We start from the raw sequence: 16,848 nt of genomic DNA, 5'->3' as shown, positions 1-16,848 counted from the left end.
GGATACAATTCAAGATGAATTTTTCCAAGTTCTTCATTTCGCGGCCGATCTTCGCAGCGGTGCTGTCGCTGTTGATCCTGATCGCGGGTGCAATCTCGCTGTTCCAACTGCCGATCAGCGAATACCCGGAAGTGGTGCCGCCAACGGTCGTGGTACGTGCCAACTTCCCGGGCGCCAACCCTAAAGTCATCGGTGAAACCGTGGCCGCTCCGTTGGAGCAAGCCATCACCGGCGTCGAGAACATGCTGTACATGTCCTCGCAGTCGACCGCCGACGGCAAGCTGACCCTGACCATCACCTTCGCCCTGGGCACTGACCTGGATAACGCGCAGGTGCAGGTCCAGAACCGTGTGACGCGCACTCAGCCGAAACTGCCTGAGGAAGTGACCCGCATCGGTATCACCGTGGACAAGGCCTCCCCTGACCTGACCATGGTGGTGCACATCACCTCCCCCGACCAGCGCTACAACATGCTCTACCTGTCCAACTACGCCATCCTCAATATCAAAGATGAGTTGGCACGCCTGGGCGGTGTGGGCGATGTGCAGTTGTTCGGCATGGGCGACTACTCCCTGCGTGTGTGGCTGGACCCGAACAAGACGGCCTCGCGCAACCTGACCGCCACCGATGTGGTGACGGCCATTCGCGAACAGAACCGCCAGGTGGCGGCTGGGGCATTGGGCGCGCAGCCTGCCCCCAGTGACACCAGCTTCCAACTGTCGGTCAATACCCAGGGCCGCCTGGTCACTGAGGAAGAGTTCGAAAATATCGTGGTTCGTGCCGGCGCTAACGGCGAAATCACGCGCCTGAAGGACATTGCGCGGGTGGAGTTGGGTTCCAGCCAATACGCCCTGCGTTCGTTGATCGATAACCAGCCGGCCGTGGCGATCCCGATCTTTCAGCGCCCTGGCTCCAACGCCATCGACATCTCCAATGAAGTGCGCGCCAAGATGGCGGAGCTCAAACAGAGCTTCCCGCAAGGCATGGATTACCGCATCGCCTATGACCCGACCGTCTTCGTGCGCGGCTCCATCGAGGCCGTGGTTCACACCCTGTTCGAAGCGCTGATCCTGGTAGTGCTGGTGGTGATCCTGTTCCTGCAAACCTGGCGCGCCTCGATCATTCCATTGGTGGCGGTGCCGGTATCGTTGATCGGTACGTTTGCGGTGATGCACCTGTTCGGCTTCTCACTCAATGCGCTGTCGCTGTTCGGCTTGGTATTGGCCATCGGTATCGTGGTGGACGACGCCATCGTGGTGGTGGAGAACGTCGAGCGCAACATTGAATTGGGACTGGAGCCGTTCCCGGCCACTGAAAAGGCCATGAGCGAAGTGACCGGCCCGATCATCGCGACCGCGTTGGTACTGTGCGCGGTGTTCATTCCGGCGGCCTTTATCAGTGGCTTGACCGGGCAGTTCTATAAGCAGTTCGCCTTGACGATTGCGATCTCGACGGTAATTTCGGCGTTCAACTCGCTGACCTTGTCGCCCGCACTGGCTGCGGTACTGCTTAAAGGTCACAACGCACCGAAGGACGGCTTCTCCAGGTTCCTCGACAAGATGCTGGGTGGCTGGTTGTTCAAACCGTTCAACCGCTTCTTCGACAAAGCCAGCCATGGTTACGTCGGTACTGTGCGCCGGGTGATTCGCGGCAGTGGCATTGCACTGTTCCTTTACGCTGGCCTGATGGTTTTGACCTGGCTGGGCTTTGCTCACACGCCGACCGGTTTCGTACCGGCCCAGGACAAGCAGTACCTGGTGGCCTTCGCGCAATTGCCGGACGCCGCGAGCCTGGACCGTACCGAAGATGTGATCAAGCGCATGTCCGACATCGCCATGAAACAGCCCGGCGTGGAAAGCGCTATCGCCTTCCCCGGCTTGTCGATCAACGGTTTTACCAATAGCCCGAACAACGGCATCGTGTTCGTGACCTTAAAGCCGTTCGATGAGCGTAAAGACCCGAGCCTGTCGGCAGGCGCGATTGCCGGTGCACTGAACGGCAAGTACAGCAGTATCGAGGAAGCCTACATGGCGATCTTTCCTCCGCCGCCGGTACAGGGCCTGGGAACGATTGGCGGCTTCCGCCTGCAGGTCGAAGACCGTGGCAACCTGGGGTACGACGAGCTGTACAAAGAAGTGCAGAACATCATCACCAAGAGCCGTGGCGTACCTGAGCTGTTCGGCCTGTTCACCAGCTACACGGTCAACGTGCCCCAGGTCGATGCTGCCATCGACCGCGAAAAAGCCAAGACCCACGGCGTGGCGGTCAGCGACATCTTCGACACCCTGCAGATCTACCTGGGTTCGTTGTATGCCAACGACTTCAACCGCTTCGGCCGTACCTATCAAGTCAACGTGCAGGCTGAGCAACAGTTCCGCCAGGATGAAGACCAGATCGGCCAACTGAAAGTGCGTAACAACAAAGGCGAGATGATCCCGCTGGCGACCTTTATCAAGGTCAGCGACACCTCGGGGCCGGACCGCGTGATGCACTACAACGGCTTTATCACCGCTGAAATCAACGGCAACGCCGCACCGGGCTACAGCTCCGGCCAGGCCCAGGCTGCGATTGAAAAACTGTTGAAAGAGGAACTGCCCAACGGCATGACCTACGAGTGGACCGACCTGACGTATCAGCAAATCCTCTCGGGCAACACGGCGCTGTTCGTGTTCCCGCTCTGCGTACTGCTGGCGTTCCTGGTACTGGCCGCCCAATACGAAAGCTGGAGCCTGCCACTGGCGGTGATCCTGATCGTACCGATGACGCTGCTGTCGGCCATTACCGGGGTGATTATCTCGGGCGGCGACAACAACATCTTCACGCAGATCGGCTTGATCGTACTGGTAGGCCTGGCGTGTAAGAACGCGATTCTGATCGTCGAGTTCGCCAAGGACAAACAGCAAGAAGGCCTCGACCCGCTCGCTGCGGTACTGGAAGCCTGCCGTCTGCGTCTGCGGCCGATCTTGATGACCTCGTTCGCCTTCATCATGGGTGTGGTGCCACTGGTGTTGTCCAGCGGTGCCGGTGCCGAGATGCGCCATGCCATGGGCGTAGCGGTGTTCTCCGGGATGATCGGCGTGACCTTCTTCGGTCTGCTGCTGACGCCAGTGTTCTACGTATTGATCCGTCGCTATGTGGAGCGCGGCGAAGCGCGCAAAGCGGCCAAGGCCTTGAAGCTGGAGACACAGCAATGAGTGTGAAAGTCTTTCTGCCGAGCTTGCTGGTCCTGGCGCTGAGCGCCTGTGCCGTCGGCCCGGACTACAAAACCGAGCAATTGGAGGCGGCCAACATCACGGCCGCCGCCGACACCAAAAGTTATGACCACGCCAAGTACGAAGGCATCTGGTGGCAGCAGTTCGACGACCCGACCCTCGACCAACTGGTGACCCAGTCGTTGAACGGTAACCGTGACTTGCGTGTGGCGTTTGCCCGTCTGCGCGCGGCCCGTTCCATTCGCGATGACGCAGCCAACGACATCATGCCGGTGGTCACCAGCCGTGCCAGCAGCGACGTGGGCAAAGGCCAGATCCCGGGCCAGACCACCAAACGCGTGAACAGCGAGCGCTACGACCTGGGCCTGGACATGGCCTGGGAAGTGGATTTGTTCGGCCGCATTCGCCGCAACCTGGAAGCCAGCGATGCTGACCAGCAGGTGGCCGAAGCCGACCTGTACCAACTGCAAGTCACCATGATTGCCGAACTGGTGGACGCCTACGGCCAGCTGCGCGGTGCGCAGTTGCGTGAACGCATTGCCCTGGACAACCTGAAGAACCAGCAAGAATCGCGCACTATTACCGTCAGCCTGCGTGATGCCGGCGTCGGTGATCAGCTCGATGTGGAACGCGCCGATGCGCGTCTGGCCGCCGTTGAAGCCAGCGTGCCGCAACTGCAGGCCGAGCAAGTGCGCGAGCGGAACCGCATCGCCACCCTCCTCGGCCAGCGCCCCGACAAGCTCACCGTGGACCTGAGCCCCAAAGACCTGCCGGCGATTGCCAAGGCGTTGCCGATCGGTGACCCGGGGCAACTGCTGCAACGGCGCCCGGACATTCTCAGCGCTGAACGCAAACTGGCCGCCGCCACCGCGCGTATCGGCGTGGCCAAGGCTGACCTGTTCCCACGGGTCAGCCTCAGCGGTTTCCTCGGCTTTACCGCCGGGCGCGGTTCGCAGATCGGCTCGGCCGCAGCGAATGCCTGGTCCCTGGGCCCGAGCATTACCTGGGCGGCGTTTGACCTGGGCAGCGTGCGCGCACGTTTGCGCGGCGCGAACGCTGAAGCCGATGGCGCCCTGGCGACCTATGAGCAGCAGGTGTTGCTGGCGTTGGAAGAATCGGAAAATGCCTTCAGTGATTACGGCAAACGCCAGCAGCGCCTGGTCTCGCTGATCCGCCAAAGTGAGTCCAGTCGCGCGGCTGCCGACCTTGCGGCGATCCGTTATCGCGAAGGCACGGTGGACTTCCTGGTGCTGCTCGACGCGCAACGTGAGCGTCTGGCGGCGGAAGACAGCCAGGCCCAGGCCGAGGTGGACTTGTATCGCGGGATTGTCGCGATCTACAAGGCCCTCGGTGGCGGCTGGTAGCCGGACACGGTCGTCGCCAGCAGCAAGTGATGTAAAGAGCTCCTTTGGTTGGTCGCATCCAGCCAATTTTTAGCCCTGCGGTCCATTCGGTCGCGGGGCTTTTTTTTGCTGATGATTTCTTGGAAGGTCATGAGATGAACCCTTTGGGCTCGGTGTTGCAGACGTTCGACGATTGTCGGTGTGGCGCAGCGTACCCCGTTTAAACGGGTTAAGGGTGAGCATCCCTGCTCGAACAAAAAAACCTTACTGTTTAAGTTGTCAGCGGAACAACACTGGCGACTGACACCGTTGGCGGCGACTGCTCTAATAGTCTGAGAACCGCTCGCCGCAACAGGATCAGCTCAGCTGCTTTAGCAAAGTATATGTACGAATTACCACGCCTGAGCCTTGTGTCACACAGACGGCAACGCGTCACTCAGGATCAAACTGCGGTAGTGCCCCGGGTTGGAACCGGACCATTTGCGAAAGGCTTTGTAGAATGAGCTGACATCGGCAAACCCCAATCGCGCAGCGATTTCAACAAAACTGATGTCGGCCTCGGCCAGCCAGACAATTGCCAGCTCTTTACGGACACTGTCTTTAAGCCCCTGATAAGTCTGGCCCTCGTCCGCCAAACGACGACGCAGGGTTGAGGCAGAAATGCAGAGGCTGGCCGCCAGGCCGTCAGTTTCCGGCCACGTGTCTGGCGGCAGTTGGCGCAGGTCGTGCTTGATGCGGTTGGCGAGGCTGTCGGGGTCGCGATACTTGACCAATATGTTGGCCGGCGCATGCGCGAGGAAACGCTTGAGCTCTTCGGGGCTGCGCTTGATCGGCAGGTCCAGGCAATCAGCGGAGAAGATCATGCGGGTACGTGGCCGGTTGAAACGCAGGTTGTCGGAGAACATCACCCGGTAATCGTCATAGAAGCCCGGTTGCGAGCAACGCAGCTCAATGGCCAGGATCGGGATACGCCGGCCCGCCAGCCAACAGGCGACGCCGTGCACGATCATCCAGTAGGTGAAATAGGTAAACGCGCGTTTAGGCTCGGGTTCGAGCAATACGATTTCCGCCAGGCTTTGTTGGCGCACCAGTTGAGCGGGCATCTGCTCCAGCATCAAGGATAGAAAACCCAGGCCGGTTTCCAGGCTCGCGCCCAGAGTGGGTTGCGCCATCGCGGCGCGGCACAGGAACGCCAGGCTGCCGGACTTGAGCTTACGCGGGTCCATGCCAAAAAATTCATCATCCCTGCGCCGCGCCAACAAACGCCACAGCCGCGCGTACGCAGTGGCGGGTACGCGGGCGTCGGGCTGCTCGAGCAAGGCCGGGGCAATCCCGACTTTACTCAAGGCTTCGACCGTGGCCGCGCCGGGCGCGCAGCTTTGCAGCAAGGCCTCACGGACGAGATGGATGGAGATGGTGTCTTTTTCCGCCATGGGAGAAGGCTGTTCGGCTATGCATAAGATGGGGTGCATCATAAGGGCGGTTGCGATTCGCCACCACCGTTCAGCCGCAGTTCAGCAAAGGTCAATATTGGCTGTTTAGTAATGAGTATCATTATGTTACAAATTAGCATCCTCTCACGTTTTGATGCGGTGCCGAATGCTCGTTCCCTTTCTAATCATGTTGCGCGAAGGCATTGAAGCAGCATTGATCGTTGGCATCATCGCCAGCTACCTGCAACAGACCGGCCGCGGCCAGTGGATGCCGGCCGTGTGGATCGGCGTGTTTCTCGCCGCCGCCCTCGCCCTGCTGGTAGGCGGTGGCCTGGAACTGGTCAGCGCTGAATTCCCGCAAAAACAACAGGAACTGTTCGAAGGTGTGGTGGGCCTAGTGGCCGTGGGCATCCTCAGTTCCATGGTGTTCTGGATGCGCAAAGTAGCACGCTCGATCAAGCATTCCCTGCATGAGTCCCTCGACCACGCGTTGGCCGGCTCCAAGCACCAAGTGATCGCACTGATCGCCATGGTGTTTTTCGCCGTCGCCCGCGAAGGCCTGGAAACGGTATTCTTTCTGCTCGCCGTGTTCCAGCAGAGCGAAGGCCCAGGCGCGCCGATAGGCGCCCTGCTCGGCCTGATCCTGGCGATCATCGTTGGTTTCCTGATCTACACCGGCAGCATGCGCCTGAACCTCGGCGCGTTCTTTCGCTGGACCGGCTTGTTCATCCTGGTGGTGGCGGCCGGCATTCTGGCCAACTCGGTGCAGGCCCTGCACGAGGCTGGTGTGTGGAACCACCTGCAAACCGTGCTGTTCGATTTCAGCGCGACGCTGCCGATGGATGGCCCGTTGGGCTCGGTGCTGGCAGGGATGTTCGGCTATCAGGATGCACCGACCGTCAGCACCCTGGGCGCCTATCTGATCTACCTGGTGGTGGCCCTGGTGATGTTCTTTTTGCCCTCGGCCCCACCCAAGCCCCTCGTCAAAACCTCTTCCGTTTCCAGTCAGTAAGGACCGCCTCTTGTCCAACCCAACCCCTCAAACGGCTCCGCCCTCCCGCGCCCTGCGCTGGGCGGTGGCCGGCTCGGTGGTCGTCATGATCGCCGCCGGTGCGTTGTTCTATTACGCCTCGCAATTGGCCGCGGCCAAGCGCCAGACCAACCACAATGAAATCGCCGTGACCATCCATGGCCACGCCTGCGAACCCAACGAGTTGAGCGTGCCTGCCGGCCGCGCCAGTTTCCGCATCATCAACCGCTCCGACCGGGCGGTGGAATGGGAAATCCTCGACGGTGTGCTGGTGGTTGAGGAACGCGAAAACATCGCCCCGGGCTTGAGCCAGGTGATCAACGCCAACCTGTTGCCCGGTGACTACGCGATCACGTGCGGCCTGCTGAGCAACCCGCGCGGCACGTTGCACGTCACCGCGACGGCTGAGTCCGACGCCCAGGCCAAGGCCAAGCCGTCGATGGTGGCCTTTATCGGCCCGCTGTCGGAGTTCCGCGTGTACCTGAGTGGCCAAGGCAGTGCACTGGTCAAGGCCGTGACCGCCCTGCAGCAGGCTATTGCGGCCGGCGACCTGGCCCAGGCGCAGGCTCTGTATGTGCCGGCCCGTGAGGCCTACCAGCGCCTGGCACCGGCATCGCAACGCCTGGCCGAACTGGACAACGCGATCAACGCACGCGCCGACTACTTTGAAAAACGCGAGCAAGACCCGGCGTTCAGTGGCTTCCACCGCCTGGAATACAGCCTGTTCCAGCAACGCAGCCTCGATGGCTTGGCGCCGATTGCCCAGCGCTTGGTCACCGACGTCACCACGCTCAAGCAACAACTGCTGGCCCAATCGCTGCCACCGGAGCAACTGGTGAGCATTGTGGTGCGCAACCTCAACAGCCTGGCGGACGTGCGCGCCGCCAGCGGTGAAGAGGAACGCTACAGCCATATCGACGTGAACGGTTTTGCCGCCAACCTGGAAGCCGCCCACAAGGTGGTGGAGTTGATGCGCCCGTTGTTGACCAAGTCTGCAGCTGACGTGCTGCCCAAGATCGACAGCGCCCTCGCCGACTTCGATGCACAGCTTAATGGTTTGAAAGTCGACGGCCAGTTTAGCCGCTACGACAGCGTCACCGCCGATCAGCGCAAGCAGATCGCCGACAAGGCCAAGGCTCTGGCCGTTGCACTCGATGGAATCGACCCCGCCCTTGGCCTTTCCGGCCTGCAGTGAAGACGACCTACTACATGAGTGATTCAGAACAGTTTTGCGCGCAACGCCGCCGAGTCCTGCTGGGCATGGCGGCCACCGGCGCCGCGATTGCCGGCAGCACCCTGAGCTGCCCGGCCATGGCCGCTGCGGCCGAGCAAGTCACCACCGCACCGCGCAGTGACAAGACCCAGGACCACCACGACTTTTTCGGCAAGCACCAGAGCGGCATCGTCACCCCACGCCCGGCCTGCGGCATGCTGGTGGCGTTCGACGTACTGGCCAGCGACCGTGAAGACTTGGAGCGTTTGTTCCGCACCCTGAACGAGCGCATCGCGTTCCTGATGACAGGCGGCACCGTGCCACAAGTCGACCCGAAACTGCCGCCCACCGATTCCGGCATTCTCGGCCCGGTGGTCAGCCCCGACAACCTGACCATTACCGTGTCCGTTGGCGAGTCACTGTTCGACGAGCGCTTCGGCCTTACCGCGGCAAAACCCAAGCGCCTGAGCCGCATGGTCGGTTTCCCTAACGACGCGCTCGAACCTGCGCAGTGTCACGGCGACCTGAGCCTGCAATTCAGCTCGAACACGCCGGACACCAATATCCACGCCTTGCGCGACATCGTGAAGAACCTGCCGGACCTGCTGTTGGTGCGCTGGAAGCAGGAAGGCAGCGTGCCGCCCCAGGCGCCTGCCAAGCCTGGCACGCCGGCCCAGAGCGCACGTAATTTCCTCGGCTTTCGTGATGGTTCGGCCAACCCGGACTCCAACGACGCCAAGGCCATGGACCAGATTGTCTGGGTGCAACCCAGCAGCGACGAACCCGCCTGGGCCGCCAATGGCAGCTACCAGGCCGTGCGCATCATCCGCAACTTCGTTGAGCGCTGGGACCGTACCCCGCTGCAAGAACAGGAAGGCATCATCGGCCGTATCAAGCCAACGGGCGCGCCGATGGATGGCCACACAGAAGCCCAGGTGCCTGATTACAGCAAGGACCCCGAAGGCAAATTGACCAAGCTCGATGCCCACATCCGCCTGGCCAACCCGCGCACCCCGCAGACTCAGGCCAACCTGATCCTGCGTCGGCCGTTCAACTACTCCAACGGCGTCAACAAAAACGGTCAGCTGGACATGGGGCTGTTGTTTATCTGCTACCAGGCTGACCTGGAGAAAGGCTTTATCAGTGTGCAAACCCGGCTCAACGGCGAGCCCCTGGAGGAATACCTCAAGCCGGTCGGCGGTGGGTACTTCTTCACCTTGCCGGGGGTCACCGGCCCCAAGGATTTCATTGGGCGCACGCTGCTCGCCGCAACGCACCCTCAAACCACTGCCAACACCTAAAACAAACCCGAGCGGAAAACGTCCCATGAAGAAGTCGACTATCGCGTTGTCGTTGTTAATGACCCTTTCGCCGCTGGCAGCGCTCGCCGCTACCGCCCCGCTGGACCTGGTAGGCCCGGTATCGGATTACAAGATCTACGTCACCGAAGAAATCGGTGAGCTGGTCACCCAGACCAAAGCGTTCACCGACGCCATCGACAAAGGCGACCTGGCCACCGCCAAGAAGCTCTACGCGCCAACCCGCGTGCATTATGAGTCCATCGAGCCGATCGCCGAGCTGTTCAGCGACCTTGATGCCTCGATCGACTCGCGTGTCGACGATCACGAAAAAGGCGTGACCGCCGAAGACTTCACCGGTTTCCACCGCATCGAATACGCGCTGTTCTCCCAGAACAGCACCAAAGGTCTGGAAACCCTGACCGCCAAACTCAACACCGACGTCAATGACCTGAAAACCCGTGTGGATGGCCTGACCTTCCCGCCAGAAAAAGTGGTCGGCGGTGCCGCAGCGTTGCTGGAAGAAGTCGCCGCCACCAAGATCTCTGGTGAAGAAGACCGCTACAGCCACACCGACCTGTATGACTTCCAGGGCAACATCGATGGCGCGAAGAAAATCGTCGACCTGTTCCGTGGCCAGATCGAGAAGCAAGACAAGGCCTTCCTGGCCAAGGTCGACAAGAATTTTGCCGCCGTGGATAAGATCCTGGCCAAGTACAAAACCAAGGAGGGTGGCTTTGAGACCTACGACAAGGTGAAGGAAAACGACCGCAAGGCGCTGGTGGGCCCGGTCAATACCTTGGCTGAAGACCTGTCGACACTGCGCGGTAAGTTGGGCTTGAACTGATCCAACCGCTCCCGTGCCGCCATTAAGGCGGCCGGGAACTTGGGGCGTTGCCTTAGGCCTTTATCATGCTCAGCGGATTAGAGACATCCAGCGGCGTGCCCATCGGTAAACCCGTTCTCGGGTTAATGACGTACAAAAATCCATCGACCTGCGTCACCATCGCCCTTCTTTTTTTCTCCTTCGGAAAAGTAATCAGCCGTGGTCAAGCGATTTGTAATATTGACATTTCAAGTTCTCTTCACGATTGATCGCAAGAGTTCTTGTCCCTAAGAACCGTCCACCGGCAGATTACAAAGGCGCCCCAATCAAGGACGTAGGAGGATTCTGAACAGGGTCGGCGAAACCAGGGAGTTACAAGATGCGGTAAAGCAACCGCTCGATCCGCACCCGGCTGACCCGTCGCAGAAACTTGCCGACCGCTTGCGGATAATCCACCAGCGTCTGCAGTTGCTGGTAACGCTCGATGCGCGTGGTGTGCTGGAAAATCTGCGCCAGCTCAGTACGCCGTGGCCCCAGCCACTGGCCTTGCGGGTCATCGATCAGCAAGGCGTTTTCCAGGTCGAGGCGGAACGCCCGCGGGTTGAGGTTGTTGCCAGTGAGCAAGGTGTAGCGCTGGTCGACCCACAGACCCTTGAGGTGATAAGTGTTGTCGCCATCACGCCACAGGTGCAGGTTCAACTGGCCGCTTTCGATCATCGGCTGGTGGCGTTTGGCGAAGCGGCGCAGGCTGATTTCATACAAATAGGGCAGCGCCGCGATCACCTTGAACGGCTCGCTGGGCGGGATGTAGAAGTCGTTGGCGGTCTTGTCGCCGACGACGATGTCAACCTTCACGCCGCGCGCGAGGGCGCGGTTGATTTCCCGGGTCACCGGCAGCGGCAAGTTGAAGTACGGCGTGCAGATGGTCAACTGGTGCTGGGCACTGGCGATCAGTTCGAGGATCACCCGGTTCAGCGGGTTGTTCTTGCCGACACCCAGCAATGGGCTCACCGACATGTGCCCGTTGGGCAGCAGCCCGGTAGTGGTGTCGTAGGCCGCATGCTTGAGGCGGCTGCGCAGGTCGCCGATATCATTGCGCAGGCTGCGGGTGGTGGGCGGGTTCGGCAGGTCCAGGCGATGCACCGCATTGGAGGTGATCAGGCCGTGCTCCACCAGGTGCTGCATGGAATCAGCCAGCGGTTGGCTATGGATCAGGTGATAACGGTCATAGCGGTACTTGTCGAACTTGTGCAGGTACACGTTGTTCAGGCTGGCGCCGCTGTACAGCACGCTGTCGTCAATCACAAAGCCCTTGAGGTGCAACACGCCGAACAGCTCGCGGGTCTGCACCGGCACACCGTACACCGGCACTTCACTGGCATGGGATTGAGTCATGGCCTGATACCAGGCGCTGTTACCCGGCTGCTTACCCGCGCCGATCAACCCGCGCTGTGCGCGCAGCGAGTCAACCACCACCACAATGTCGAGTTCGGGCCGTGCGGCCTTGGCGGCGTGCAAGGCGTCATAGATCTCCTGGCCGGCTTCGTCCTGCTGCAGGTACAGCGCGACGATGTAGATGCGCCGGGTGGCCTGGGGGATTTTTTCCAGCAGGCAACGACGAAACGCAGCAGCGCCGGACAGCACCTCGATGGCCTCGGGAGTCAGTGGAAAACCGCGCAGTTTGGGCAACAGGGAGCGTTTGAAGAACGACGGCATAGGGCTCGCAATGGGTCGAATCCGAAGAGGACCAGAGCTTACACCATGGGGCAGCTCAGGTCTTGTCGGCGAAGAGCGGAAAAGTTAATTGACCAAGGAGAACGATCATTCTACTGTAGGCAGCATGAATGACATGCCCCTCAATGAAACCCGCGACATTATCCTCGACGTCACCGAGAAGTTGATCTATCGCCATGGCATCGCCGCCACCGGCATGGACCTGCTGGTAAAAACCGCCGGGGTCTCGCGCAAAAGTATTTACCGTTACTTCGCCAACAAAGACGAGTTGGTGATTGCCGCCTTGCAACGCCGTGACGAGCGTTGGATGCAGTGGTTGCGCGGCGAAGTGGAGCGCAGCGAAGGCAGTGGCGAGCGTTTGCTGGCACTGTTCAGCGCCCTGAAGGCTTGGTTTGGCTCGGCGGACTTTCGCGGTTGCGCCTTTATCAACACCAGTGGTGAAACCGGCGACCCGCAAAACCCGGTACGCCTGCTGGCCAAGGCGCATAAACAGAAACTGTTCGAGTACACACTCCAACTGTGCAAAGCACATGGCACCCCCGACCCCGAACGGCAGGCCGCGCAGCTGCTGATCCTGATCGATGGCGCCATTACCGTTGCCCTGGTCATGGGCGATTCAACCGCCGCTGATAATGCGCAAGGCATGGCGCGAACGTTATTGGCACTTTGAACGCGCAGGCCACACAACGCTGGCCAAAACCTTATTGTTCTCTGGAGCAGTTCCCATGTCATCTAACGCAGAAGTACGCCCGCCGCTGCCGCCGTTTACCCGTGAGTCGGCTATTGAGAAAGTTCGCCTGGCCGAAGACGGCTGGAACTCCCGCGACCCGCAACGGGTGTCCCTGGCCTACACCCTCGACACCCAGTGGCGTAACCGCGCTGAATTTGCGCATAACCGTGAAGAAGCCAAAGGGTTCCTCACCCGCAAATGGGCCAAGGAACTGGACTATCGCTTGATCAAGGAGTTGTGGGCCTTTACCGGTAACCGTATCGCTGTGCGTTATGCGTACGAGTGGCACGATGATTCCGGCAACTGGTTCCGCTCCTATGGCAATGAGAACTGGGAGTTCGACGAGAACGGCCTGATGGCTAACCGTTTTGCCTGCATCAATGACCTGCCGATCAAGGAAAGCGAGCGCACGTTTCATTGGCCGCTGGGCCGGCGCCCGGATGATCATCCTGGGTTGTCTGAGCTGGGGCTTTAAGCGCTGCCCGGTCACCCTGTGGGAGCTGGCTTGCCTGCGATAGCATATTCAATCCTGGTTCAGACCTACCCGGTACAACACACCGTCATCCTCATCCGTCAGTACATACAAAAACCCATCCGGCCCCTGCCGCACATCGCGGATCCGTGCTTTCAAACCGCCGAGCAAGCGTTCTTCATGGATCACTTTATCGCCATCGAACTGCAAACGAATCAACTCCTGACTGGCCAGCGCACCTATAAACAAATTGTGCTGCCACGCCTTGAACCGGTCGGCGTCATAAAACGCCATACCACTGATGGCCGGTGATTTCTCCCAGACGTGATGCGGTGCCACCGTGCCTTCCACCGTCTTGCCTTTGGCTTCGGGAATCGGTGTCAGGGAATAATTAATGCCATGGGTCGCCAGCGGCCAACCGTAGTTCTTGCCGCGTTCGATGATGTTGATTTCATCGCCGCCGCGTGGCCCATGTTCGTTTTCCCAGATCGTACCGCTCCACGGGTTCAGTGCCAGCCCCTGCGGGTTGCGCTGGCCATACGACCAGATTTCCGGGCGTACGCCCTGCTGGCCGACAAAAGGGTTGTCATCCGGCACGCGGCCATCCGGGAAGATGCGCACCACCTTGCCTTGCAGCTTGTCCAGGTCCTGGGCCGTCGGCCGATCATTATTCTCGCCGAGGGTCACGAACAGGTAGCCATCACGGTCAAACGCCAGGCGCGAGCCGAAGTGGTTACCGGTGGACAGCTTGGGCTCCTGGCGCAGGATCACCTTAAAATCCTTCAAGCCGCTCAAATCATCGGCCAACCGCCCACGCCCCACGGCGGTGCCGGCTTTGCCACCCTCGCCGCCACCTTCGGCGTACGACAGGTAGACCATACGGTCTTCCTTGAAGCCCGGCGACAGCACCACATCGAGCAAGCCGCCCTGCCCTTTGGCCCATACCTGCGGCACGCCGGTCAAGGGTGCGGACAACTTGCCGTCCGCGCTCACAAAGCGCAGATGGCCTGGGCGCTCAGTCACCAAAAAGCCTTGTTTATCCGGCAGAAACGCCACCGCCCAGGGGTGGTCCAGGCCTTTGACGATCGGGGTCGCGGTGATGCTGCCTTGCTCACTGGGGAATTGCTGGGCGTCGGCGGCGTAAACCGCCGCCAGTGGCAGCAGCGTGGTTGCGCAAATAGCGGCTAGCAGGGTTTTGCGTAGAAACATAAGACGGAATCCTTACCGGCGATTGCCGTTGGCATCATAGGTGGGGGCTTTGGTTTCGGTGGTGGGACGGCTGGGGGCGGCATTGCGCGTTGGATAGCGGTTGCCGATGCCGCCGTTTTCCACGGTCGGTGCGGGGCTGGTCGGGCCGGTCTGGATACCGCGAACCGCCGGCGCATTGGGCTGCGTGCCCTGCATGCTGTTGGGGTTGGCCCGGTGAATTGGGCTGTTGTTGCCATCGCTTCTGCCGGGCAGGCTTTGAGCCTGGGCCAATGGCGTGAGCGCCAGGCCCAACGCCAGTACTGCGAGATGACGCACACAACTGTTCATGACAAAGCCTCTCTAGGGCGAGTGGTACGTGCTTTCGATAACACGCTACGCCTTGGGTTCGGCTTTCGACACTAAATAGTTTCTCATCAGGTGTAACACAATCTGTCCGCGCATCTGCCCGCCGAAACTTTTTTCGGCGCCCGCGAGTCGCCCGAACACAGTCTCTTCTCAAGGAAACGCAGGCATGCCAAGGGCAATCTGGAAAGGCGCCATCCGTTTCGGCTTGGTCCATATCCCGGTATCACTGGTCTCAGCCACGTCCTAGCAAGGCGTTGATTTTGATTGGCTGGACAAACGCAGCATGGACCCGATGGCGTGCTTAAAAACTGGGCGGTGCCTAAAGGCCCAAGCCTGGACCCGACCCAGAAACGCCTGGCGGTGCACGTGGAAGAACACCCGCTGAGCTCTGGCACTAGCAAGGCGTTGATTTTGATTGGCTGGACAAACGCAGCATGGACCCGATGGCGTGCTTAAAAACTGGGCGGTGCCTAAAGGCCCAAGCCTGGACCCGACCCAGAAACGCCTGGCGGTGCACGTGGAAGAACACCCGCTGAGCTCTGGCAATTTCGAGGGCAGCATCCCAGCAGGCCAATACGGCGCAGGCGATGTGATTGTGTGGGACCGTGGCGTGTGGCAACCGCATGACGACCCGCACTTGGCCTATGCCGCCGGCAAACTCAAATTCACCTTGGTCGGCGAAAAACTCGCCGGCGATTGGGCCTTGGTGCGCACCCGCCGCAAAGGCAGCGGCGACAAGGAGCAATGGTTACTGATCAAGGAAAAGGACCCGCAAGCGCGGCCCGCGCGACGACGACATCGTTGAGGAGCAGCCCAAAAGCGTGCTCAGCGACGCTTGGGTCGGCAAGCCAGCACAGTGATTCGCGCCCTAGCGTTTCAGATGAGGATGAAGATCAGTGCCAAGCCTGCAAAAATCGCCCACCTGATCAAGGAAAAGGACCCGCAAGCGCGGCCCGCGCGACGACGACATCGTTGAGGAGCAGCCCAAAAGCGTGCTCAGCGACGCTTGGGTCGGCAAGCCAGCACAGTGATTCGCGCCCTAGCGTTTCAGATGAGGATGAAGATCAGTGCCAAGCCTGCAAAAATCGCCCACTTTTCCAAGTAGTAGCGTGCACGATTGCGCTTCTTCAGCTCTTTGCCGCGCAGGCGAATCTTGTACAGGCGGGTAAACGCACGGTTCAGGCCGCCGGTCTTGTCACCGTCATTATTGGGCGAGCCAGCCGCCGCCATTACGTTGCGGCTGAACCAGCGGTTGAACGCCGCCGCCCAGCGGTACTTCATCGGGCGCTCAATGTCGCAGAACAGGATGATGCGGTTCTGCTGCGTGGTGTTTTCCGCGTAATGAATGTAGGTCTCATCAAACATCACCGGTTCGCCGTCGCGCCAGTAATAGCTTTCGCCATCCACGTTGATGTAGCAGCCAGGACCGTTAGGCGTATCCAACCCCAAGTGATAGCGGTAGGAACCGGCGTAAGGGTCGCGGTGGCGCACCAGCTTGGAGCCCGGGGGCAATTCGGCGAACATCGCCGCCTTGATCGAGCCGACGCTCTGCACCAGTTCAGTGGTGCGCGGGCACAGCTTCATCGCCGACGGGTGGCTGTCGCCGTACCACTTGAGGTAGAAACGCTTCCAGCCGGACTTGAAGAACGAATTGAAACCCACATCGTTGTACTGGTCCGAGCGCTTGATCTCGCCCATACGCATCAGGTTCTGGCCTTCCTGGCGGATTTCTTCCCAGTGTTCCTGCAGCGGGCTCAGGTCCGGGAAGTCGGCAGGCGACAGGAATGGACGGCTCGGCTGCTTGGAGAACAAATACAGGAAGCAATTGATCGGCGCCAGGAACGTCGAGTGATCACTAAGCTGGCGGCCCAGTTTGTGTCGCACCCGACCACGCAGGTGAACATACGCAATGGAGGCGACGTAGAGAGCAACAATGATGAGTTTCAAGGGATTCGTCACAAGTCAGTAGAGAGAACAGGCTGCTCCTGCGTGCCCACAACGGC

General features: G+C 60.3%; 13 protein-coding genes and 4 pseudogenes. 12 read left to right on the top strand and 5 right to left on the bottom strand.

Annotated elements, in window-relative coordinates; all coding sequences use genetic code 11:
- The first annotated feature begins 14 nt into the window (after positions 1-14).
- Both GJU48_RS11535 and GJU48_RS11530 read left to right on the top strand, forming a co-directional pair.
- Positions 15-3,194, top strand: coding sequence for an efflux RND transporter permease subunit (locus GJU48_RS11535; RefSeq protein ID WP_094951137.1), 3,180 nt, complete (start codon positions 15-17; stop codon positions 3,192-3,194).
- A complete protein-coding gene (locus tag GJU48_RS11530; protein ID WP_094951136.1) occupies positions 3,191-4,576 on the top strand; it encodes an efflux transporter outer membrane subunit in 1,386 nt (461 codons plus the stop codon). Before GJU48_RS11535 ends, GJU48_RS11530 begins: the two co-directional genes overlap by 4 nt.
- Positions 4,577-4,968: 392 nt before the next feature.
- On the opposite strand, the gene GJU48_RS11525 is transcribed toward GJU48_RS11530, so the two are convergent.
- Positions 4,969-5,988 (bottom strand): AraC family transcriptional regulator, encoded by a 1,020-nt coding sequence (locus tag GJU48_RS11525; RefSeq protein WP_094951133.1) that lies wholly within the window; start codon positions 5,986-5,988, stop codon positions 4,969-4,971.
- Between the two features lie 166 nt (positions 5,989-6,154).
- Here GJU48_RS11525 and efeU point away from each other — a divergent pair, with 166 nt between their 5' ends.
- Genes efeU through efeO (GJU48_RS11505) form a run of 4 tightly spaced genes read left to right on the top strand, consistent with a single transcriptional unit; the run spans position 6,155 to position 10,376 of the window.
- The gene (efeU, locus tag GJU48_RS11520; protein ID WP_094951132.1) at positions 6,155-7,000 is read left to right on the top strand and encodes an iron uptake transporter permease EfeU; all 846 of its coding nucleotides are present in this window, start codon (positions 6,155-6,157) and stop codon (positions 6,998-7,000) included.
- Positions 7,001-7,010: 10 nt separating this feature from the next.
- Entirely contained in the window at positions 7,011-8,213 is a 1,203-nt protein-coding gene (gene efeO / locus GJU48_RS11515; RefSeq protein WP_094951131.1) for an iron uptake system protein EfeO, read from the top strand.
- 14 nt (positions 8,214-8,227) lie between these two features.
- Positions 8,228-9,532 carry an iron uptake transporter deferrochelatase/peroxidase subunit gene (efeB, locus tag GJU48_RS11510; RefSeq protein WP_094951152.1) on the top strand — a complete coding sequence of 435 codons (1,305 nt, stop codon included), beginning with the start codon at positions 8,228-8,230 and terminating at the stop codon, positions 9,530-9,532.
- 25 nt (positions 9,533-9,557) lie between these two features.
- Positions 9,558-10,376 carry an iron uptake system protein EfeO gene (gene efeO, locus GJU48_RS11505; protein ID WP_094951130.1) on the top strand — a complete coding sequence of 273 codons (819 nt, stop codon included), beginning with the start codon at positions 9,558-9,560 and terminating at the stop codon, positions 10,374-10,376.
- A gap of 351 nt (positions 10,377-10,727) precedes the next feature.
- Here the strand turns inward: efeO (GJU48_RS11505) and pssA are convergent, their stop codons facing one another.
- On the bottom strand, positions 10,728-12,071 hold the full coding sequence (gene pssA, locus GJU48_RS11500) for a CDP-diacylglycerol--serine O-phosphatidyltransferase (protein ID WP_094951128.1): 1,344 nt from the start codon (positions 12,069-12,071) through the stop codon (positions 10,728-10,730).
- A gap of 124 nt (positions 12,072-12,195) precedes the next feature.
- Here pssA and GJU48_RS11495 point away from each other — a divergent pair, with 124 nt between their 5' ends.
- Together GJU48_RS11495 and GJU48_RS11490 are read left to right on the top strand one after the other, a co-directional pair.
- Positions 12,196-12,759, top strand: a complete 564-nt coding sequence (locus GJU48_RS11495; RefSeq protein WP_094951127.1) for a TetR/AcrR family transcriptional regulator — start codon at positions 12,196-12,198, stop codon at positions 12,757-12,759.
- A gap of 55 nt (positions 12,760-12,814) precedes the next feature.
- Positions 12,815-13,294, top strand: a complete 480-nt coding sequence (locus GJU48_RS11490) for a nuclear transport factor 2 family protein (RefSeq protein WP_094951126.1) — start codon at positions 12,815-12,817, stop codon at positions 13,292-13,294.
- Between the two features lie 48 nt (positions 13,295-13,342).
- On the opposite strand, the gene GJU48_RS11485 is transcribed toward GJU48_RS11490, so the two are convergent.
- Positions 13,343-14,500, bottom strand: coding sequence for a PQQ-dependent sugar dehydrogenase (locus GJU48_RS11485; protein WP_094952461.1), 1,158 nt, complete (start codon positions 14,498-14,500; stop codon positions 13,343-13,345).
- A gap of 12 nt (positions 14,501-14,512) precedes the next feature.
- Entirely contained in the window at positions 14,513-14,827 is a 315-nt protein-coding gene (locus tag GJU48_RS11480; RefSeq protein ID WP_094952462.1) for a hypothetical protein, read from the bottom strand.
- Between the two features lie 184 nt (positions 14,828-15,011).
- On the opposite strand from GJU48_RS11480, the pseudogene GJU48_RS25185 reads away from it, so the two are divergent.
- The 4 pseudogenes from GJU48_RS25185 to GJU48_RS25870 all read left to right on the top strand — a co-directional run.
- Positions 15,012-15,089: pseudogene (locus GJU48_RS25185) on the top strand (hypothetical protein); the annotation flags it as partial.
- 47 nt (positions 15,090-15,136) lie between these two features.
- A pseudogene (locus GJU48_RS11475) lies at positions 15,137-15,239 on the top strand (DNA polymerase ligase N-terminal domain-containing protein); the annotation flags it as partial.
- A 48-nt stretch (positions 15,240-15,287) separates the two neighbouring features.
- Positions 15,288-15,696 (top strand): annotated as a pseudogene (locus GJU48_RS11470) (DNA polymerase ligase N-terminal domain-containing protein); the annotation flags it as partial.
- Positions 15,697-15,767: 71 nt separating this feature from the next.
- A pseudogene (locus tag GJU48_RS25870) lies at positions 15,768-15,867 on the top strand (DNA polymerase ligase N-terminal domain-containing protein); the annotation flags it as partial.
- A gap of 25 nt (positions 15,868-15,892) precedes the next feature.
- Here GJU48_RS25870 and lpxO read toward each other — a convergent pair.
- Positions 15,893-16,792: a lipid A hydroxylase LpxO gene (gene lpxO / locus GJU48_RS11465; protein ID WP_094952483.1), complete on the bottom strand. Its 900-nt coding sequence runs from the start codon at positions 16,790-16,792 to the stop codon at positions 15,893-15,895.
- Positions 16,793-16,848 lie beyond the last annotated feature (56 nt).

The sequence above is a fragment of the Pseudomonas sp. IB20 genome (assembly GCF_009707325.1).
Taxonomy (GTDB): domain Bacteria; phylum Pseudomonadota; class Gammaproteobacteria; order Pseudomonadales; family Pseudomonadaceae; genus Aquipseudomonas.
Note: the sequence above shows the minus strand (reverse complement) of the source record. Positions and strands in the feature narration are given on the sequence as shown.

Coding starts and splice junctions, on each gene's coding strand:
- efeU (WP_094951132.1), top strand. CDS start 6,155: ATGCTCGTTCCCTTTCTAATCATGTTGCGCGAAGGCATTGAAGCAGCA.
- efeB (WP_094951152.1), top strand. CDS start 8,228: ATGAGTGATTCAGAACAGTTTTGCGCGCAACGCCGCCGAGTCCTGCTG.
- GJU48_RS11480 (WP_094952462.1), bottom strand. CDS start 14,827: ATGAACAGTTGTGTGCGTCATCTCGCAGTACTGGCGTTGGGCCTGGCG.
- GJU48_RS11530 (WP_094951136.1), top strand. CDS start 3,191: ATGAGTGTGAAAGTCTTTCTGCCGAGCTTGCTGGTCCTGGCGCTGAGC.
- GJU48_RS11495 (WP_094951127.1), top strand. CDS start 12,196: ATGAATGACATGCCCCTCAATGAAACCCGCGACATTATCCTCGACGTC.
- efeO (WP_094951130.1), top strand. CDS start 9,558: ATGAAGAAGTCGACTATCGCGTTGTCGTTGTTAATGACCCTTTCGCCG.
- pssA (WP_094951128.1), bottom strand. CDS start 12,071: ATGCCGTCGTTCTTCAAACGCTCCCTGTTGCCCAAACTGCGCGGTTTT.
- GJU48_RS11525 (WP_094951133.1), bottom strand. CDS start 5,988: ATGGCGGAAAAAGACACCATCTCCATCCATCTCGTCCGTGAGGCCTTG.
- GJU48_RS11490 (WP_094951126.1), top strand. CDS start 12,815: ATGTCATCTAACGCAGAAGTACGCCCGCCGCTGCCGCCGTTTACCCGT.
- GJU48_RS11485 (WP_094952461.1), bottom strand. CDS start 14,500: ATGTTTCTACGCAAAACCCTGCTAGCCGCTATTTGCGCAACCACGCTG.
- GJU48_RS11535 (WP_094951137.1), top strand. CDS start 15: ATGAATTTTTCCAAGTTCTTCATTTCGCGGCCGATCTTCGCAGCGGTG.